Raw genomic sequence first — 20137 nt, 5'->3', positions numbered from 1 at the left:
CGGCGGCCGTTCTGCTCGGGGTCGGCGGGCTTCTCCCCTGCGGTTCGACATTTCCTCGGGTGCCGCCATCGAGCCGAGCGTCGTCCCCGTTTCACGTGAAACGCAGGAGCGCAGAGTGGGTCGCAGGCCAGTCGCGTCCCACCCGCCGACCGCGCGCGGAACCGCCCACCAGTCACCGAGCGGCCGCGAACTGCCCACCAGTCGACCGGTCGGCCGGGAACCGCCCGACCGCGCGCGCCGGTGGGCGCGGACCGCACGGGCCCGGCGGGAACCGACCGCGCGCGCGGCGGGCGCGGACCATCTGGCATCCACGGCTTCGCGGAGGAGCCGCCGTCCGCCGAGCGGTCTGCTGATCCGTCTGGCGGCTGCCGATGATTGGTGGACCGGATCGCTCAGGACGCCGGAGGCGGTTGGAAAGGTGACGCCCCGCCCTGGTGGTACCCGAGACGCTCACGTGGCGGCTCAGTCGATCTGAGGGCCTCGGCCCGCTGTGCGACGCGGAGCCACGGCCGCGCACTGGGGAGCGAGGCAGGGCTTTCGTCCTGGAGGACGGTCCGTGCCGTGGGATTTGCGGGCATGGCGGGCACGGCAGCGGGTCGGGCATCGGCCGTGGTCGCCTCCGGCCGTGGCCGGGTCGCGCGACCCCCGCCCTCCGACCCTCCGGCCCCTCCGCCTTCCGGCCCCTTGGCCCCTCCCGCACTCCGGCCCCCGACCCTCGGGCCCCCGCCCCCTGGCCCTCCGCCATCGCCCCTCCGGGCCCCAGCCCTCAGGCCGTCCACCTCCGGGCCGTCCGCCCTCGGCGGGAGATGCTGCTGCCGGCCGCCGGGACGCTACTACCGAAACGACGATGTTCCACGTGGAACAACTGCCTCGATCAGGTTTCACGTGGAACATGCCCCTGCGGTTGCGATCCAACTTCTACCCCGCCGAACCTTCCATCCGATGGCGGCGGGCGGTACCGGCGGGGAGGTGTCGGAGCTGCCCACTCGGCAGTCGACACTGCGCCGGTTTCACGTGAAACGGGCCTGCCGCTCCACCGACGATCGCACCAGGTGCCCGGGGCGGCGTTCGCCGTTCCCCCTGAAGCCGGACTCGCGTGCGTAGCCATGGAGTCGGCTGCGGCCGGCGGCGCAGGTAGCAGCGAATGGTGATCCCAGCGGGCGATCGCGGTGATCGGCGGTCGGGAGCGAACAGTGCCACGGCGGCCGATGAGGACATGGGTCTCCCGTATCCCTCGTGATCGAGCGGGGCTCTCGATGGATCGTGCAGGAGGTCGAGAGTGCTCTCGGGGGGAGAAGGAGCTGGCGACAGGAGCACGGCCGGCGGTCTGGCGCTCGCCCACGGGACCGATCGCATGCCCGAGGGGACCGGTGTCCGGGCCAAAAGCCCGGAGCTGCCGACAGCTACAGCCGCCCTTCGATCGTTGAACGAGTCGAGCACGTCACCCCTGTGAACAGTGCTGTGGACGAACGCCAAAGTTATCCACAGAAGTTTTCCACAGGCACTACCCGTTTCACGTGAAACAGCGCGTCAGAGCCATCCCCAGCCTGTGGATGACGGGGTGTGGTGGTGATCTCATCAGCCTGTGGACAACCCACCCGCCGCCCCCGTCGCGCCCCGGTGTCAACCGATTCGATCGGCCGAAATCCCGTCGTGATCAGCGGCGTTCGGGGTAGGGACAGCGGTGCCGGTCTCGGTTAGGGTCAGCGTCGTGCACGACACCCCTGCCTCCCCAGTTCCGGACTTCACCCACTGGCCGTCGTTTCCCTTCGAGGGCGAGCTGCGCGTCAAGCACCTCGACGAACCGGTGGCGGTCGAGCCTCCCCGTAAGGGTGAAGGGCTCCGGGAGTGCATCGCCTGCAAAGCACCCGACGACGCGTACATCTGGGTGGGTGAGCGGTGGCGGGTGCGGGCCATGGACCGTCCGACCGGCCTGCCGATGGTGCTGATCCTTGAGTCGCGGTCGCATCTCGACCTGGGCGACCTACCCAATCTGCTCGCTGCCGAACTCGGGGTGATGACCGTCCGACTGGAACGCGCCATCCGCTCGCTGGACGGCGTCGCCCGGGTGCATGTGAACCGGTGGGGTGACGGGTCCGCCCACCTGCACATGTGGTTCCTGGCCCGCCCGTACGGCCGACTCCAGCTGCGTGGCACCTTCCTGTCGCTCTGGGACTCGATCCTGCCGCCCATCTCCGAATCCCAGTGGCGGGAAAACCTCGCACATGTCGCGGCCTGGCTCGCCGAGTTCGGCGGCCGGCCCCTCGCCGAGCCGCCGCGAATCCAGTGGCAGACGCCCTCCAGCATCGCCGCGCAGTCGTCGGCCGAGGCAGCCGCGGCTGCGGCCGCCGGAGACGCCGTCTCCGTGATCGAGTCGGAGGAGGAGATCCCTCTTCCGGTCCCGACGGAAGGCTCGACCGGGGCCGAAGCTGAGACCGGAATCAACACCGGGACCGCGTCGGTACAGAGTGCGACCGCGTCGGCCCCGGAGAGGACCGGGCCCGACAGCGCGGCCCTCAGCCTCGATCCGCGCAGCACCCGGGACGCCGACAGCAGGGAAACCGCCACCCGGGACGCCGACAGCAGGGAAACCCGCACCGTCGGCGCTGACGACGACGGCACCGCTGACGATGCCGGTCCGGGACGGGCCGACGCGGCTGCCCGTCCCGATCCGGGGGGCACGGCCGACCGGGCTGCCGCCGCCACCGGCACCGGCCCGGGTGGCAGCGGAACGGACCGGCCCGGTACCGGGCCGGGGAACACCGACACGGTCGCGTCGGAGGCCGAAGGCACGGCAGTCGACGGTACGGACGGGACCGACGCCGGCAGCGCGGCGAAGCCCACGACGGGCCCGGCGTGACTGTCGCGTCAGACCCCGACCGGCGCTGATCCGGCCGCACGGGGACCACCCCGACCCGCAGGGCTACCGACCCTGGCCGGGAAAGCCCGACGGCAGGGAAAACCCGGACGGCTCGGGCGCGGATCAGGGGCGGCGGCGGGCTGCCGTCCGGCCGACCAGTGTGCCGAGGACCTGACCGAAGTCCAGCCCGGCCGCCTGGATCGCCAACGGCAGCAGCGACGTCTCCGTCATGCCGGGCGACACGTTGACCTCCAGCACGTGGGGTCGGCCGTCCCCGTCGACGATCAGGTCGACCCGGGAGAGGTCGCGCAGCCCGAGCGCGGTGTGGGCGGCCAACGCCACCTCGGCCACCGCGCCGGCCACCGCCGGGTCGAGGCGGGCCGGTGCGTGCCAGGTGGTCCGGCCGGCGGTGTAGCGGGCGGCGTAGTCGTACACGCCGTTGCGGGGCACGATCTCCACCGGCGGTAGCGCCTGTGGCCCGTCGCCCAGGTCGAGCACCGACACCGCCACGTCCATGCCGGGCACGTACCGCTCGACCAGTGCCGTCGAGTCGTACGCGAAGCAACCGACCATCGCGGCCGGGAGGGCGGCGGTATCCCGCACCACGGCGGCGCCCAGGCCCGAACCGCCCTGCGTGGGCTTGACCATCAGCGGCAACCCCAACCGTTGCACGATGCGGTCGAGCACGGCCACCGCGCCCAGCTCGGAGAAGCGGTCGTGCGGCAGGGCCACCCAGTCGGGGGTGGGGATGCCGTTCTCCCGCAGCACCGCCTTGGCCGACGGTTTGTCCCAGGCCAGCCGGGCGGCCCGCGCGTCACAGCCGACGTAGGGCACGTCGCACAGGTCGAGCACCCCGCGTAGCGAGCCGTCCTCGCCGGTCGCACCGTGCAGGGCGATCACCACGGCGTCCGGCGGGTCGGCGGCCAGCGCGGGCAGCAGTGCCACGTCGGCGTCCCGTAGCTCCGCCTCCACCCCGGCGCTGCGCAGCGCGTCGAGGACCCGCCGGCCGGACCGCAGGGAGACGTCCCGCTCGTACGACAGGCCACCGGCCAGCACCAGGATGTGCAGGTCGGTGGCGGGACCGGTGGTCGCAGGAACTGCGGCGGCGGAATCGGTCACGACGGTGCGCTCGACGGGGATGGCAGCCATGCGGGCATCATGCCAAGTCGGGGCCGGGGACGTCCGCCCCGCCCCGCCGGCTCCCGGTCGGCCCGACCGGGCCGAAGACCTGCCGCATGGCGATCTCCTGCTCCATGACCCGGGCCAGCCGGCGTACCCCCTCCCGGATCCGCTCCGGGGTGGGGAAGGAGAAGTTGAGCCGCATGTTGCCGGTGCCGGTGCCGTCGGCATAGAAACCGGTGCCCGGTACGTAGGCGACCCGGGCGGCGATGGAACGTGGCACCATCGCCTTGGCGTCCAGCCCGTCGGGCAGGCTGGCCCAGACGAAGAGACCGCCGGTGGGCCTGGTCCAGGTGGTGCCCTCCGGCATCAGGTCGTGCAGCGCGCCGAGCAGGGCGTCACGCCGTTCCCGGTAGACCTCGCGGTAGACCTTGAGCTGTTCGCGCCACGGCATCGTCGACAGGTACGTCGTGACGGCGGCCTGCGCGAAAGCGCTGGGGCAGAGGATCTGCGCCTCACTGGCGATGACCAGTTTGTCGCGGACCGCGTGCGGGGCCAGGATCCAACCCACCCGCAGCCCGGGGGCAAAGGTCTTGGAGAAGGTGCTCAGGTAGAACACCCCGTCGCGGCGGCGGGCCCGCAGCGGCCTGGGCGCCTCACCCTCGAAACCCAGCTGGCCGTACGGGTCGTCCTCGACCACCAGCAGGCCGGCGCGCTCACAGATGTCGAGCACCCGTTCCCGCCGTTCCTCGCTCAGCGTCACGCCGGCCGGGTTCTGGTAGGTGGGGATGGTGTAGAGGAACTTCACCCGCCGACCGGCGCGGGCCTGGTCGGCGATCGCCACCTCCAGGGCCTCCGGGATCAGCCCGTCGTCGTCCATCGGCACGTGGACGACCTGCGCCTGGGCGGCCTGGAACACCCCGAGTGCGCCGACGTAGGTCGGGCCTTCGGCGAGCACCACGTCACCCGGGTCGAGGAAGAGCCGGGCCACCAGGTCGAGCGCCTGCTGACCGCCGACGGTGACCACCACGTCGTCGGGGGAGGCGCCGCAGGAGGCGTCGATGCCGGAGTCCGCCATCACCTCGCAGATTCGTTCGCGCAGCTCCAGGGTGCCCTGGCCGATGCCGTACTGGAGGGTGGTGGTGCCGTGTTCGCTGCCGAGCTTGCCGAGCATCTCGCCGACCGCGTCGAGCGGCAACGCGGCGATGTAGGGTGCGCCACCGGCGAGCGAGACGACCTCCGGCCGGCTGGCCACCGCGAAGAGGGCCCGGATCTCCGAGGCGGTCATGCCCCGGACGCGCCGGGCGTACCGGTCGGTGTAGTCGTCAAGCGTCGTGCCGGTCATGACATCACCTCGATCGGGTGTCGGTCGGGCTCCCGCCCGCTGGGTACCCGCGGTGCCGGCGACCATGGCGGCGCGGGGACGCCGGTCGGTCGATCGTAATCCCCGGCGGGACGGTCGTCGGTCACGATGTGGTCCCCGTCCACATCCCGGACGTCCGTCCCCGGGCCCGGGTGGCGATTCGCGCGTCCCCTCCCGTACGGTCGGCAGGCGGCGTACGATCGCTCGTCGGGGACGCAGCCGGTGTGCCGCCGCTGCGGGCTGGTCTCGCCTCCGAGCCTGAGTGTGGGGATGCGCTGATGTCGCGACGTCTGGTCAGTCTGACCCTCGACACCCTGGAGGACCTGCCTCGCCCGTGCCGGCAGTGCGTCTACTGGGAGTTGGACCCGGTCTCCGCCGAGCGGGCCTGCGCCAACGGTGACCCGGGGCTGGAGAAGGAGGCGTGGGTCTCCCAGACGCTGCTGGAGTGGGGTTCCTGCGGCAAGCTGGCGTACGTCGACGGGATGCCCGCCGGTTTCGTGTTGTACGCACCGCCGGCCTACGTGCCCCGCTCGATGGCCTTCCCGACCTCGCCGGTGTCGGCGGACGCCGCGTTGCTGATGACCGCCAGTGTGGTGCCCGCGTTCGCGGGCGGTGGGCTGGGCCGGATGCTGGTGCAGGGTGTCGCCCGGGACCTGACCAAGCGGGGCATCAAGGCGATCGAGGCGTTCGGTGACGCGAAGTTCGGTGACGAGCCGGAGGACACCGTGCGGGCCTGCGTCGCCCCGACCGACTTCTTCCTCTCGGTGGGCTTCAAGACGGTCCGTCCGCACCCCCGCTACCCGCGCCTGCGCCTGGAGCTGCGCACCGCGCTGAGCTGGAAGTCCGACGTCGAGTACGCGTTGGAGAAGCTGCTCGGCTCGATGAGCCCGGAGAGCCTGCTGCGGCCGGTGCGTCCCGCCCCGGCGACCCGGTCCAGCGCCGGCTGAGCGGGCCGCCGACGCGGGCCGCGCCCGGGTCAGTCGCGGACCGCGCCGGCCGTCACCGCCGCCCGCAGGGCGCTGACGTCGATCGAGCCGGTCGGCACGTCCCGTTCGACCGGGAAGAACATCCGTTGTACGGCGGCCACGATCGCCTCGACGACCCGGTCCCGGAACCGGGGGTCGACCAGCCGGGACCGGTCCTGCGGCGAGGTCAGGTAGCCGACCTCGACCCGGACGGCCGGCATCCTGGTCAGTCGCAGCAGGTCCCACGCCTTGGCGTGGGTACGGCAGTCCCGCAGCCCGGTCCGCGCCACGATCTCCCGCTGCACCAGCCCGGCGAGTCGTTCCCCGGTGGCCGAGGTGACGCCGTTGTCGGTGCCGTAGTGGTAGGTGGCGACCCCGTCGGCGGCCGGGTCGGCGTGACCGTCGGTGTGCAGCGAGATGAACACGTCGGCACCGAGGGAGTTGGCCAGTTCCGCCCGGTCGACGTCCGGCAGGCAGTCGCGGGGGGCGGGGCCACGGGTCAGCTGCACCCGTACCCCGGCTGCGGCGAGCCGCCCCTCCAGCCGGCTGGCCAGGTCGTGCACCAGGTCCGCCTCGGTCCAGCGCAGCGAACCGTCGGGCACCACCACGCCCGGGTCGGTGCCGCCGTGCCCCGGGTCGATGACCACGGTCCGCCCGACCAGCGTCGGGCCGGACTGCCGGATGGCGTCGGACTCCCGCAGCCACTGGGGGCGTCCGCCGACCACCTTGCGGCCGAGCCGCCGCAGCGCACCCATCGTGTACGGGCCGCAGGAGCCGTCGGGCTTCAACCCGACCTCACGTTGGAACTGGGCCACCGCCCGGGAGGTGCGTACGCCGTAGACGGCGTCGGCGCCCCCGACGTCGTACCCCATCTCCAGCAGTCGTTCCTGCAGGGAGCGGACGTCGTCGCCGGTGAGGGGTTCGGGCACCGCGTGGTAGAGGGTGCGGGCCCCGAGTCGCCAGCGGGCCGCGTCCAGGGCCCGCCAGGTCTCCGCGCCGACCCGGCCGTCGGCGCTGAGCCCGCGGGACTGCTGGAAGGCCCGGACGGCACGTTCGGTGGCGACGTCGAACTCGTCACCGGGTGTGGCGGCGAGGAGGTCCAGGCCGGTCAGGACGGCACGGATCTCGGTCACTGCCGGTCCACGGTCACCGGATCGGATCGGACGCACGCAGGACCCCCTCAGAGGTTGGCTGCCGGGCACCTTCGCAGACGGCCACGCTGTGCGTCCGGAGGACCAGCGCTTACGGAGCGTACCGTGACCGGTCTGGTCCGGCCGGCGGTTCGCGCAGGTCAGGTGGCCGGGACGACCGGAACCCCGCACCCGGTGGGGGTACGGGGTTCCGGTGGTGCGCAGGTGTTACAGCGCCGACTCGATCAGCCGGACCAGTTCGCCCTTCGGCTTGGCCCCCGCGATCGACTGCACCGGCTCGCCGTTCTTGAAGATGGTGAGGGTCGGCACCGACATGATCCGGTAGGCGCGGGCCGTCTCCGGGTTCTCGTCGATGTTGAGCTTGACGATGGTGACCTGACCGGCCATCTCGCCCGCGATCTCCTCCAGCAGCGGCGAGACCTTGCGGCACGGGCCGCACCACTCGGCCCAGAAGTCCACCAGGACCGGCTTGTCGGACTTCAGCACGTCGGCGGTGAAGCTGGCGTCGGTGACGACCTTCGTTGCTCCCACTATGACCCTCCTCCTCAGATTGTTGGTGTTGCTGTCGTTCAGCTCAGGGTGGCGATGAACCGCTCGGCGTCGAGGGCGGCGGCGCAGCCCGTGCCGGCGGCGGTGATCGCCTGCCGGTAGGTGTGGTCGACCACGTCACCGGCGGCGAAGACACCCGGCACGCTGGTGCGGGTGCTCGGGGCCTGCACCTTCACGTAACCCTCGTCGTCCAGCTCGACCTGGTCGCGGAAGAGTTCGCTGCGCGGGTCGTGGCCGATCGCCACGAAGACGCCGGTCACGTCGAGCACCTTGACGTCGCCGGTGTGCACGTTGCGGACCCGGACGCCGGTCACCTTGCCGTCGTCGCCGAGCACCTCCTCGACGGTGCTGTTCCACTCCACCCTGATCTTGTCGTTGCCCAGCGCGCGGTCGGCCATGATCTTGCTGGCCCGGAACGAGTCGCGCCGGTGGATGATGGTGACCGACTCGGCGAACCGGGTGAGGAAGCTGGCCTCCTCCATCGCGGAGTCACCGCCGCCGACCACCACGATGTGCTGGTTGCGGAAGAAGAACCCGTCACAGGTGGCGCAGGACGACACGCCGTGCCCCAGGTATTCCTGCTCGCCCGGCACGCCCAACGGACGCCAGGCCGAGCCGGTGGAGAGGATGACGGCCTTGGCCCGGTAGGCGGTCTGCCCGACCCACACGGTGCTCACCGCGTCGGAACCGGTGTCGCCGGTGTCCTTCAGCTCGACCCGGGTGACGTCGTCGGTCAGGAACTCCGCACCGAACCGTTCGGCCTGCTTGCGCATGTTGTCCATCAGCTCGGGGCCGAGGATGCCGTCGGCGAAACCGGGGAAGTTCTCCACCTCGGTCGTGGTCATCAACGCACCACCGGACTGCACACCCTCGATCACGAGTGGCTTCAGGTTGGCGCGCGCGGCGTAGACCGCCGCCGTGTAGCCGGCCGGCCCGGAGCCGATGATGATCAGGTTGCGGACCTCGTCCACTGCCGTCTCCCGATGTGTGTGTACGACATCGGCGGCGCACCGACGTCGATCCGAGCGCCGACGGTTCAACGACGTCGGCGGCTGACTTGCAGAACGTCATCGTACGAACCGGGGATTCCCGGACCGGTCGTCCGGTGGGTCACGTCACGCGATGCGGGACGAGGGGTGACCGGGTCCTCACCCTACCTGCGCCTGGTAGCGGGTGTCCGCGCCGGACCCCGGCACACCGCACTCCGCACCGCTCGCCCACGCCCACCGTGCACCGCCGGGATCGGTGAAGCGGACCACCACCGCAGGCAGACCGTTGAACGTGGCGTAGTCGACCAGCTCGACGGCGACCGGCCCACGGTTGTGCTCGGCGGCGATGTCGGCGAGACAGGCGTCGAGCGCCGCCCGCCCGGTCAGCCGGTCGAGCCCACCGGGTGCGGTGAGACGCTTGCTCTCCGGCGTGGTGGGGTCGATCTGGGTGGTGACCTCGGGCCCCTCCGCGGACTGGAGACCCGGCGGGGTGACGGGGCGGGGCAGTGGGGCGGCCGTGGTGCCGCGCAGCGTCGCCGGGGACCAGTCGATGCCGCTGCGCTGGGTCTCACCGGTGAACCGGAACCCCCGGCCCGCGTTTTCCGCGCCGTCCTGCGCCGGCCCGGCCATCGTCGTGGCGGGGGAGTCCCGGGAGGCCGCGCCGTCGAGCAGGTGGGCCACGCCGAACCCCACTGCGGCCAACGACACCGCGGCGAGGCTGACCGGCCCGGCGAGCCGCGCCCAGCGCCGTCGCCGACCGGGACCCGACGCATCGGTGCGTCCGGCTCCGGCCCGACCGCCGGGGGTACGCGACCCGCCCGGTTGCGTGGGCACCGGGCCGACCTGCGGGTCGGCGCGGTCGGGTGTGGCGGTGTCGTTGGTGGGTGGGGTGGCCGGGCCGGCACCGGCGAGCACGGCGGTGAGCCGCTCCACCACGGCCAGGGGCATCTCCGGTACGGCGGCACCCCAACCCGTCAGCTCGTCGTGCACCCGGGTCAGGGCGGGGGCCAGCACGTCGTGCGCGTCGGACCAGGCCGGGTCCTCGGCGACGAGTCGGGCGACGACGGTCTGCTCCGGGGTGCCGTCCAGTGCCCCGCCCAGATAGTCGGCGAGCAGGTCGTGGTCGACCTCCCTGAACTCCCGGCCCGTCACGTCTCCTCCTGGATGGCGCCCCGCCGGGCCTGCCCCGACCCCGATCGGACGCCGTCGGTCGGCTGCCGGTTCCCCGGTGTGACGTCGGAAACGTCCCGACCCGTCCGGAGGTGCCCGCCCCGCGTGGTCGCTGAGCTGGCGGCCGGGTAGGGCGACGGTTCGTCCCCACCTGAGCGCAGGTGCCCGAGCACCCGGGCGAGCCGGGCCCGGCCCCGGGCGCAGCGACTCTTGACCGTGCCCTCGGCCACCCCGAGGATCAGGGCGACTTCGGCCACCGGGTAGCCCTGCACGTCCACCAGGATCAGCGCGGCCCGCTGCTCGACCGGCAACCCGGCCAGCGCCTGGCGTACCACCAGGGCGGTGTCGTGGTCGGTGGCGGGTGCCGCCGGCTCGACGCCGCCGGTGCCCCGGGCGTCGTCGGTGTGGTTGCCGTCGGGCAGCGGGACGGTGGGGTGGGCCTGCCGGCGACGGAGCCGGTCCAGACAGGCGTTGACCACGATCCGGTGCAGCCAGGTGGTGACGGCGGAGTCGCCCCGGAACCGGCCGGCGGCGCGGTGGGCGGACAGCAGTGCGTCCTGGAGTGCGTCGGCCGCCTCCTCCCGGTCACCCGTGGTCCGCAGGGCCACCGCCCAGAGCCGGTCGCGGTGCCGGTGGAAGAGTTCGGTGAAGGCGTCCCGGTCACCGGCGACGTGGGCACGCAGCAGGTCCAGGTCGGTGGCCTCGGGCTGCGGTGCCCCGGTCGCCGTCGGCCCGCCGGTCGCCGGGTCGGGTGGGTGCCCGCCGCGACCGACCATCACCACGCCCGGCGGAGGCGGTGACGGGGTCGCGGCCGGCAGGTCACGATCCCTGGACCGAGATCTCCTGGACGCCCAGCTTGAAGCCCCGCTCGGTGGAGGGCAGCTCGGTGATCCAGAAGAGCAGGTACTGGTATTTCTGCTCGGGGTCGAAGCCGTCGAAGGCCATCTTGGTGCCGTCGTGCTGCTCGAACGGCTGCCCGATCCGCGTCTTGAACCCCTTGACCAGGTCCTTGTCGCCCTGCGAGCTGGACGGGAAGTCGCCGGTGCCGGTGAACAGGGCCGCGGAGACGCCGGAGTCCGACAGGGTGGCCGTGAGCGACTTGACGGTGTGCGGGGCGCCGAGGTCGATCCAGACCCCCATGCCCTTCTTGTAGTTGCTGAAGTTGGCCGAGTAGTAGGTGTCGGTCTCCCAACCCTTGTCCTCGTCGCCGTCCAGCATCTTTTCGGCGTCGCCCAGCTCGTTGCGTTGCCGGCTGTCCGGGTCGATGATCCGGATGTCCTGGATGTTTAGCTTGCGCACGGCGGGGGCCGGGGTGGCGTCGCCGGCCGGGGTGCTGGCGGAGGGGCGGGCCACCGGCTCGGTCTGCGGGTCGTCGTCGCCACCCAGCGTGTTGATGCCGATGAGCAGGCCGATCAGGGCGACCGCCAGCAGACCGGCGATGCCGATGGCGACCTTCCGACCCCCTGCGGCGGCGAGCGGCGAGCGGTCCTCGACGCCGTCGGCGGTGAACCGGATGGTGCCGGTCTGGTCGAGGAAGTGGTCCTCGGCGGGGATGTCGAGCCGGCCCAGCTCGGCCGAGAGCACGTCCGACGACGGCGGGGCGATCTCGGCGTCGAGCAGGTCCATGGTCAGGTCGTCGAGGTACGCCGGCACTCCGGCCCGGACCTGCCGGGGTGCGGCGATGGCGCCGCTGGCGTCGCGGACGGCGTCCGGGATGGCGGCGCGGCCGTGGCCGGCGGTCGCACCGCGCAGCGGCGCCTCGGCGTGCGGCCAGTGCCCGGTGAGGGCGAAGTAGAGGATGCCGCCCACCGCGCGGATGTCGGCTTCCTGGCTGTCGTCGCCGTCGGTGCGGGCGTCGGCCAGCACCACCCGGCCGTCGTCGCTGATCATCACGGTGCCGGGGTGCACGTTGCCGTGGACCATCCCGGTGGCGTGCACGGCGGCCATGGCGCTGGCGACCGCGTTGCCGATGGCGGTGGCTCGGGCCGGATCCAACGGACCGTCGGCGACCAGCTCACGCAGGGACCGACCGTCGACCCACTCCCGGACGACGTAGGCCCGGACGTCCTCGTCGATGGCGTCGTAGACGCCGACCAGGTTGGGGTGGATGACCCGGCTGGCCGCCACGGCGGCCTGGAGCATCTCGGTGGCGGAGTCGCCTCCCGGGTAGCGGAGCACCACGGCCACGGGGCGGCGCAGGATGACGTCGACGCCCCGCCAGACCAGGCGCCCGGCGCTGTCGTTGTTGATGTGCTCGACCAACTCGTACCGCTCGGCGAGGATCTCACCGGCTGTGGGAGCACCGAAGGTCATGACCGGAGGAGCGGTTTCCTCCGCCTCCTGACCCTCGCCGACCTGGGTCACCCGTCCTCCCTCGGTGATCGTGTCGATCGATGGACCCGAACTGCTGGGCATGTGGCTTCCCGATCCGCCGTCGATGGAGCGGCCGGCGGCGTCGACGCGGGAGTCGGCCACCTGCCGTGTCCGTCGACAGCGACCTTACCCGGACCGCCCGCCATCCCGACATGTCATCTTCCCGCCGCGCTCAACGGGCTGTCGCATATGAGGGGATTAGTCCGGTTACCGCCACTCTCGCCCGCGTTGCTGGCACATGTACTGGCCAATCTAGACGCTGGCCGCAAGCCACCGACCCCCGGGCCGGCCCACCGGTGACAACCCGGTGGCAGTACGTCAGGTTCCCCCCGAACGGCCGCACATGCTCAGCCGTACGGTTGGTTATCCACAGGCCCTTACGGTGACTGAGCGGGGACTAACCAAGTTATCCACAGGCGTGTCCCCAGGCTGGTGATCCTCGTTCACCCTGCGTGTCCCCTGTCCGCCCGGCCCCGGCACGGGCAGCGGATCAGCGGCCGAGCCGGCGGCGCACCATCCCGACCACCTCGGTGATCTCACCGATCCGCAGCACCATCGCCAGGCCCAGGTACGTCCCGCCGATCACCACCCCGCCGAGGACCAGCCGCACCGCCGCCGCCGTCCAGCTCAGGTTGCCCGGGTCACCGGGGAGCAGGTTGACCACCAGCAGGCCGACCAGCGCCGCGCCGAGCGCCGCCACCAGCACCTTGCCCACGGTCCGCATGATCCGGCCCAGCCCGATCCGGCCCACCCGGGGCCGCAGCAGCATCGCCGACAGCACCGCCGCCGCCACGTACGAGACGGCGTTGCCGAGCATCATGCCGGCCGCCGCGAAGGTGGCCGAGAAGGTGACGAAGACCCCGATCTGCACGGCCACCCGCAGAATCACCACCGGGATGTTGACCAGCGCCGGGGTGCGGGTGTCCGGCAACGCGTAGAAGGCGAAGGTGAACAGCTGGCTGATCGCGAACGGCACCAGGCCCAGCGCGGCGACCAGCAGCACCAGCGAGGTGGCAAGCGCGTTGTCACCGGTGAACGCGCCGTACCGGAAGACCACCACGGAGACCGGGCCGGCCAGCACCGCGTAACAGACCGCGATCGGGGCGAGCACCGCCGTCACCATCCGGGTGCCCCGGGACAGATCGGCGGTGACGTCGGCGAACCGGCCCTCGGCGGCGGCGGCGCTCATCCGGGGCATCAGCGCCGTGATGATCGAGACGGCGATGATGCCGTGCGCCATCATCAGCAACAGGAAGACGTTGTTGTAGATCAGCAGGCCGGCGTTGCTGTCGTCGCCACCGGCGGCCCGGGTGAGCAGGTTGACCACCACGAAAAGGCCGAGCTGGTTGACCGCGACGTAGCAGAACATCCAGCCACCGAGCCGGGCCAGCTCACGCAGGCCCAACTCCCGGAAGTCGAACCGCAGCTTCCACCGGAAACCCACCTTGCGCAGCGCCGGCAGCAGCCCGGTCGCCTGCACCGCCACGCCGAGCAGGGTGCCCCCGCCGACCAGCAGGATCCGGTCCCAGCCGATGTCCTCCGGGCCCAGCGCCTGCGCGTCGTACACCACGATGTAGAGGCCGAAGGTGCCGATGACGACCAGGTTGTTGAGGATCGGCGCCCACATCGGCGCGGCGAAGTGCCCCCGGGTGTTCAGCACCGCCGCGATCAACGCGCTGACGCCGGTGAAGAACAGCATCGGCAGCATCAGGTACGACAGGTTCGTGACCAGGCCGGTGTACGCCGCGTTCTTGCCGCCGGCGTAGAGCGTGGTCAGGGTCGAGGCCAGCAGCAGGGCCAGCACGACCGTGACCGCGAGGGCCAGCACCGCGAGGGTCAGCAGCCGCTGGGCGTACGCCTCACCCCGGTCCGGGTCGGCCTTGCGCCGACGTACCAGCACCGGGATCAGCACGCTGGTCAGCACGCCGCCGAGCAGGAACTCGTACACCTGGTTGGGCAGGAACTGGGCGGTGGTGAACGCGTCGCCGACGGCGCTGCCCAGCGCGGCACCGATCATCAGGTTGCGGATGAAGCCGGTGCCCCGGCTGACCAGGCTGCCGACCGCCATCACCGCGCTGTTCGCCGCGGCGCTGGTCTCCGCGACCACCTCCTGCGGTGGCGCGGTCGCCTCCACCCCCGGCTGGTTCAGCGGCTCGGCGGAGATGAAGGTCGCCCCGTCGTACGGCCGGAGCCCGTCGTCACCCTGCGCGGCGTTCGCGCTGCGGTAGAGCCCGCCGCTCATTCCAGCCTCCCGGGGATCCGTCGGAGCCGGTACCGGTCCGCACGCCATGACCATAGTCAACCCGGACCCGACATCCGCGCCCGGCGGATCGGTTCCCGTCCCCGCCCGATAGGCTGGCGATCCCATGTCCGAAGCCTCCACACCCCACGCCGCCGAACGCCGTGAGCTGACCACCGCGCAGCGCAACGCCGTCGCCGAGCTGCTCCGCGTCTCACCGGTCGCCGACGAGCTGGGCCGCCGGTTCGCCCGCGCCGGGCACGAGCTGCACCTGGTGGGTGGTTCGGTGCGCGACGCGCTGCTCGGGCGGCTCGGCGACGACCTGGACTTCTGCACCGACGCCCACCCCGACCAGACGTTGCGGATCATCAAGGGCTGGGCCGAGTCGATCTGGGAGACCGGTCGGGAGTTCGGCACCATCGGCTGCCAGCGCGACGGCCTCCGGCTGGAGGTCACCACCTTCCGTGCTGAGGCGTACGACCAGGTCAGCCGCAACCCGGTGGTGGAGTACGGCACCAACCTCACCGACGACCTGCGGCGGCGCGACTTCACCGTCAACGCGATGGCGGTCAGCCTCCCCGACCACCGGTTCACCGACCCGTACGGCGGGCTGGACGACCTGGCCGCGAAGATCATCCGTACCCCGGGCACGCCGGCCGAGTCGTTCGGCGACGACCCGTTGCGGATGCTGCGGGCCGCCCGGTTCGCCGCCCAGCTCTGCTTCGCCGTCCACCCCGACGTGCGGACGGCGATGACCTCGATGGCCGCCGACCTGGACCGGATCACCGCCGAGCGGATCCGCGACGAGTTCACCAAGCTGCTGTGCGGCACCGACCCGATCACCGGGCTGCGGCTGCTGGTCGACACCGGGCTGGCCGACCGGTTCCTGCCCGAGCTGACCGGCCTCAAGCTGACCATCGATGAGCACGCCCAGCACAAGGACGTCTACGAGCACACGTTGACCGTGGTGAGCAACGCGGTGTCCTACGAGACGGACGGCTGTGACTTCGTGCTCCGGATGGCCGCGCTCATGCACGACGTGGGCAAGCCGGCCACCAAGGCGGTCGGTGGGGACGGGCGGGTCAGCTTCCACCACCACGAGGTGGTCGGTGCCCGGCTGACCAAGGCGCGGATGAAGGCCCTGCGCTACCCGAAGGACGTCACCTCCCAGGTCACCAAGCTGGTCGGCCTGCACCTGCGGTTCTACGGGTACGGCCGGGGCGAGTGGACCGACTCGGCCGTGCGCCGGTACGTCACCGACGCCGGTGACCTGGTGGACCGGCTGCACAAGCTGACCCGCTCGGACTGCACCACCCGTAACCGGCGCAAGGCCGCCCAGTTGGCCGCCGACTACGACGCGTTGGAGGAGCGGATCACCCGGATCGCCGCCGAGGAGGACCTGGCCCGGGTCCGGCCCGACCTCGACGGCAACGCGATCATGGAGCTGCTCGGCGTGCCGCCCGGTCCGCTGGTCGGCCGGGCCTGGCAGCACCTCAAGGAGCTGCGCCTGGAACGCGGCCCGCTCGACCGTGACGAGGCCGAGGCGGAGCTGCTGCGCTGGGCCCACGAGCAGGGCCTGCGCTGAGCTGACCTGAACGACGCGAGGGGCCGCCCGGCGTGCCGGACGGCCCCTCGTCGCGCGTACGGTCAGCGGGTCTCGACCGCGCTGCCCTCGACCGGCGGCTTGCCGTTGGCCGGGGACCCGGCCGACGCCGCGCCGAGCTTGGCGAGCAGGGCCGACAGGTCGATGCCGGTGAGGTCGGAGCCGAGCTGGAGGCCCTGGGCCACGTTGCCGGCCACCGACTTGGTCAACGACGACGCCCCGTCGGTCGAGATCACCGTCAGCTTGTCGATCGCGCCGATCGGGGCGCTGGCCGCCTCGACCACCTGCGGCAGCATCTTGACCAGCAGGTCGAGCACGGCGGCCTCACCGTACGCGGCGAACGCCTCGGCCTTACGGGCCATCGCGTCGGCCTCGGCCTGACCGCGGGCCAGGATGGCCGTGGCCTCGGCCTGGCCCTCCCGCTCGACCGCCTCGGCGATCGCGGACCGCCGCCGCTGCTCGGCCTCACCCTCCTTGGCACCTTCGATCGCGTTCGCCTCGGCCAGCGCCGCCCGGCGGGCCCGCTCGCCCTCACCGGTGAGCCGGGCCTGCTCGGCGGCGGCCTGGGCGGCGGCGATGGTGGCCTGCCGCTGCGCGTCGGCGTTCAGCACCGCCGCGTTACGGGCCGCCTCGGCCTCCTGCTCCACCTTGTACCGGGCCGCGTCGGCCGGCTTGCGCACCTCGGTGTCGAGCTGACGCTGCTTCAGCTCGGCGTTGCGCTCGGCCACCTTCTGCTGCTCGGAGAGGATCGCCTGGTCCCGCTCGGCCTGGGCGAGCGGCCCGGCGGCCGCCGACTTCGCCTTCGCCGCGTCGATCTCGGCCTGGATGCCGGCCTGCTTCAGCGACAGGTTCCGGTTCGCCTCGGCGATCGCCTCCTCGGCCAGCAGCCGTTCCTGCTCGGCCTGCTGCCGGGCGCGGGCCTCGGCGATGGCCGCGTCCTTGAGTACCCGGGCCGCCTCCGGCCGACCGAGGTCCTGCAGGTACGACCCCTCGGCGAGGATGTCCTGGAGCTGGAAGGTGTCCAGCACCAGCCCCTGGTTGGTCATCGAGTGCTCGGCCTCCTCGGCGACCGCGTTGGCGAACGCCGCCCGGTCCCGGATGACCTCCTCGACGGTGAGCCGGCCGACGATCGAGCGCAGCGCGCCGGCCAGCACCTCCCGGGTGAAGTTGTCGATCTCGTCCTGCTGGTGCAGGAACCGCTGGGCGGCGGCGCGGATCGCGTCCTCGGTGCCGCCGACCTTGACGATGGCGACACCGTGCAGGTCGGCCCGGATGCCCTGCTTGCTGACCGCGCCCCGGATGCCGACGTCGATGCGGCGGCTGGACAGGTCGAGCGACTGGAGCTTCTGCACCACCGGCAGGACGAAGACCGACGCGCCGAGGACGACCTTCTGGCCGGAGTTGTCGGTGGACCGGCCGCCGTCGGCGGTCTGCGTGGTCCGACCCTTGCGGCCGGTGACGATGAACGCCTCGTTCGGGCCGGCGACCTTGATCCGGGAGAGCACGAACAACACGAGGACGAGGGCGAGGACGACCGCGCCGCCGATGGCGATGAGGAGAGGCATGGGGGTTCCGTCTCTGCGAGAAGAGGGGTCAGTAGGTCTCGACGTGCACGCTGGTCTCGCTCAGCGTCTGCACCACGAAGATCTGCGCACCGAGCGGGATGGGCTCGTCGGCGCGGGCGTTGAGTTTCACCGGTTGGCCGGCGACGCGTACCCGCACCTCGCCGTAGCCGCCGGCCGGGATCGGGGTGACCACCAGGCCGAGCGCGCCGACCAGGTCGTCCCGGGTGGGGGTGGCGTCGGTGCGCATGTCGCGCGCCGCCCGGCTCAGCCGACCCGCCAGCCACGCGGTGGGCACCGCGGCGAGCGCGCCGCCACCGACCGCCGCCGCGATCATCCCCGGGGTACGCCCACCGAGCAGCTCGTTGACGATGGCCGCGCCGAAGCCGAACGCGCCGAGGAAACCGGCGACGGCCTCGACGGAGACCGGACCGTCGACGTCGGGATGACCAAAATGCAGGATTTCGCCGCCGAGCAGGGCGAGCGCCAGCACGCCGACGCCCGCCCCACCGATGATCAGAAAGATGAGCGTCCCCGTGGCCACGACCTGCACGGTAGCGACCCGACGCAACGTTCCGCGTGATCATTTGGGAGCGATGGACACCGTCCGTTCGGCCAACTCCCTCGGCAGCGGCAACCGTTGCAGCTCATGGCCGGCGGGGTCGGCGAGCACGACGTCCCGGTAGCCACCCGGCCGCCGGTAGAGCAGCCGGTCGTCGTCGACCCAGGCGACCTCGGCCACCGGCAGCGGGCCGAGCACCGCACCGGTGACCGCGTCGACCAGCAACGGCTCCCGCTGCCCCTGGACCACCACCCGGTTCCCGTCGGGCGACCAGGACCACGGGCCGGCAGGGTCGCCGGGGATCTTGACGAACCGGGTCGGCCGCCCGTCGTCGGCGGAGAAGAACTGCACCCCCCAGCGTGGATGGCGGCTGCTCTCGGACTGTGGCGCGAAGCTGTCGGTCAGCGGCAACGCCACCTCCCGGCCGTCGCGGGTCCAGGTGAAGGCACAGTAGTCGGTGCAGCGGTACCTGACCGGGTCGATCCGGTACTCCCGGTACCGCCCGCCGACCTCCAGCACGCCGAGGTGGTGCACCCCGCCCCGCCGGACGGTCACCGCCAACCGGCGGCCGTCCGGCGACCACTGGACGTCCAGCGCACCCCGGACCCGCTGCCAGCGCAGCTTCCCGGTGGCCGCGTCGGCGAGACCGAGCTGGCCGGGGCGCTGCTCGTCCCGCACGGCGGTGACCGTGCCGGTGGGGGCCGGCCACACCGCGGCATATCCGCCGGCACGGACGTAACGGGACCGGGTGCGGTCCAGCACGTACCCGGTGCCGCCGGTCACGCCGCCGGTGACCACCCAGCCACCGGGTAGCGCCAACGGCCGGGTCGGCCAGTCGGCACCGGGGGTGGGCAGCAGCGTCGTACCGGAGGTGGGGCTCGGCGTGGGCCGCACCGGTCGGACCGGGTGCTCCGGCCGGATCAGCACGAACGGCACCACCAGGGCCACCGCCACCACCACCGCCGCGCCGACCACCGCGACCCGGCGTCGGGTACGCAGCCGACGGCCCCGGGCCAGCGCCGCCAGGGCCAGCCGGGGCGACGGCCGCGCCTCGTCGGCGAGATCGTGTACGGCGGCCCGCAGCGCGTCCTCCGCCCGTCGGCTCATCGCTTCACCTCCGGGCTGCCGATGAGATCGTCGAAGGACGGCACCAGTTCCCGCAGCCGGGCCAGCGCGCGGGAGGCCTGGCTGGCCACCGTGCCGGCCCGGCAGCCGAGGATCGCGGCGGTCTGCTCGACACTGAGGTCCTCCAGGTAGCGCAGCGTCAACACCGCCCGTTGCCGGGGCGGCAGCGTCCGGAGCGCGTCGCGCAGCAGCATCCGCAGCTCGCTGTCGTGGCTGCTGTTGCGCTCGCCGGGTCGTTCCGGCAGCACCGCCACCGGGACCTCACGGCGCCGGGCCAGCCGTCGCCAGCCGGAGACCTGGTCGTGGTAGAGAATGCGGCGCACGTACGGCTCGGCGTCACCCCGGATCCGGGGCCACCGGGCGTACGCCTTGGCCAGCGCGTTCTGCAGCAGGTCCTCGGCGGCGTGCTGGCTGCCCGCCAGCGCGTACGCGACGCGCAGCAGCGCGTCCCCCCGTTCGTTGACGAACGCGGTGAACTCCCCGTCGGTGCCTTCGGTCACCGTTCAC

The 20137-nt window shown here is 72.4% G+C and carries 16 protein-coding genes; 3 read left to right on the top strand and 13 right to left on the bottom strand.

The features are described 5' to 3' along the window. Window positions 1-1939: 1939 nt before the first annotated feature. Window positions 1940-2860 carry a hypothetical protein gene (locus JQN83_RS32675; RefSeq protein WP_244251650.1) on the top strand — a complete coding sequence of 307 codons (921 nt, stop codon included), beginning with the start codon at window positions 1940-1942 and terminating at the stop codon, window positions 2858-2860. A gap of 123 nt (window positions 2861-2983) precedes the next feature. Here JQN83_RS32675 and JQN83_RS01325 read toward each other — a convergent pair whose 3' ends face one another. Both JQN83_RS01325 and JQN83_RS01320 read right to left on the bottom strand, forming a co-directional pair. After that, a complete protein-coding gene (locus JQN83_RS01325) occupies window positions 2984-4009 on the bottom strand; it encodes a D-alanine--D-alanine ligase family protein (protein WP_244251542.1) in 1026 nt (341 codons plus the stop codon). Window positions 4010-4016: 7 nt separating this feature from the next. Continuing rightward, a complete protein-coding gene (locus tag JQN83_RS01320) occupies window positions 4017-5324 on the bottom strand; it encodes an aminotransferase-like domain-containing protein (protein ID WP_208565168.1) in 1308 nt (435 codons plus the stop codon). Window positions 5325-5620: 296 nt separating this feature from the next. On the opposite strand from JQN83_RS01320, the gene JQN83_RS01315 reads away from it, so the two are divergent. Further along, entirely contained in the window at window positions 5621-6289 is a 669-nt protein-coding gene (locus JQN83_RS01315) for a GNAT family N-acetyltransferase (RefSeq protein WP_208565167.1), read from the top strand. A gap of 29 nt (window positions 6290-6318) precedes the next feature. On the opposite strand, the gene JQN83_RS01310 is transcribed toward JQN83_RS01315, so the two are convergent. The 7 genes from JQN83_RS01310 to murJ form a co-directional block, all read right to left on the bottom strand. Then, window positions 6319-7476, bottom strand: a complete 1158-nt coding sequence (locus JQN83_RS01310) for an N-acetylmuramoyl-L-alanine amidase (RefSeq protein WP_208565166.1) — start codon at window positions 7474-7476, stop codon at window positions 6319-6321. 189 nt (window positions 7477-7665) lie between these two features. Then, entirely contained in the window at window positions 7666-7989 is a 324-nt protein-coding gene (gene trxA / locus JQN83_RS01305) for a thioredoxin (RefSeq protein ID WP_067310719.1), read from the bottom strand. A gap of 38 nt (window positions 7990-8027) precedes the next feature. Next, window positions 8028-8978: a thioredoxin-disulfide reductase gene (trxB, locus tag JQN83_RS01300; protein ID WP_208565165.1), complete on the bottom strand. Its 951-nt coding sequence runs from the start codon at window positions 8976-8978 to the stop codon at window positions 8028-8030. Window positions 8979-9155: 177 nt separating this feature from the next. Then, complete coding sequence (locus JQN83_RS01295) at window positions 9156-10148, bottom strand: RsmA family anti-sigma factor (protein WP_208565164.1); 993 nt, start codon at window positions 10146-10148, stop codon at window positions 9156-9158. Beyond that, window positions 10145-10942, bottom strand: coding sequence for an RNA polymerase sigma factor SigM (gene sigM, locus JQN83_RS01290; RefSeq protein WP_208565163.1), 798 nt, complete (start codon window positions 10940-10942; stop codon window positions 10145-10147). The genes JQN83_RS01295 and sigM overlap by 4 nt, the downstream gene beginning before the upstream one ends. 43 nt (window positions 10943-10985) lie before the next feature. After that, on the bottom strand, window positions 10986-12581 hold the full coding sequence (locus JQN83_RS01285; RefSeq protein WP_208565795.1) for a protein kinase family protein: 1596 nt from the start codon (window positions 12579-12581) through the stop codon (window positions 10986-10988). Window positions 12582-13029: 448 nt separating this feature from the next. After that, window positions 13030-14781 carry a murein biosynthesis integral membrane protein MurJ gene (murJ, locus tag JQN83_RS01280; protein ID WP_208565162.1) on the bottom strand — a complete coding sequence of 584 codons (1752 nt, stop codon included), beginning with the start codon at window positions 14779-14781 and terminating at the stop codon, window positions 13030-13032. 124 nt (window positions 14782-14905) lie between these two features. Here murJ and JQN83_RS01275 point away from each other — a divergent pair, with 124 nt between their 5' ends. Further along, window positions 14906-16363, top strand: a complete 1458-nt coding sequence (locus JQN83_RS01275; RefSeq protein WP_208565161.1) for a CCA tRNA nucleotidyltransferase — start codon at window positions 14906-14908, stop codon at window positions 16361-16363. Between the two features lie 62 nt (window positions 16364-16425). Here JQN83_RS01275 and JQN83_RS01270 read toward each other — a convergent pair whose 3' ends face one another. The 4 genes from JQN83_RS01270 to JQN83_RS01255 are packed head-to-tail and all read right to left on the bottom strand — an operon-like array spanning window position 16426 to window position 20130. Further along, on the bottom strand, window positions 16426-17946 hold the full coding sequence (locus JQN83_RS01270) for a flotillin family protein (RefSeq protein WP_208565160.1): 1521 nt from the start codon (window positions 17944-17946) through the stop codon (window positions 16426-16428). Window positions 17947-17974: 28 nt separating this feature from the next. Next, complete coding sequence (locus JQN83_RS01265; RefSeq protein WP_307798944.1) at window positions 17975-18496, bottom strand: NfeD C-terminal domain-containing protein; 522 nt, start codon at window positions 18494-18496, stop codon at window positions 17975-17977. A 30-nt stretch (window positions 18497-18526) separates the two neighbouring features. Next, a complete protein-coding gene (locus tag JQN83_RS01260) occupies window positions 18527-19612 on the bottom strand; it encodes a TolB-like translocation protein (RefSeq protein WP_208565158.1) in 1086 nt (361 codons plus the stop codon). Then, complete coding sequence (locus JQN83_RS01255; RefSeq protein WP_204925506.1) at window positions 19609-20130, bottom strand: SigE family RNA polymerase sigma factor; 522 nt, start codon at window positions 20128-20130, stop codon at window positions 19609-19611. The genes JQN83_RS01260 and JQN83_RS01255 overlap by 4 nt, the downstream gene beginning before the upstream one ends. Between the last annotated feature and the right edge of the window lie 7 nt (window positions 20131-20137).

This window comes from Micromonospora antibiotica (genome assembly GCF_017599305.1).
GTDB classification, from domain to species: Bacteria; Actinomycetota; Actinomycetes; order Mycobacteriales; family Micromonosporaceae; genus Micromonospora; species Micromonospora antibiotica.
The sequence above is the reverse complement of the archived record's forward strand: the minus strand, read 5'-3'. Positions and strand labels throughout refer to the sequence as shown.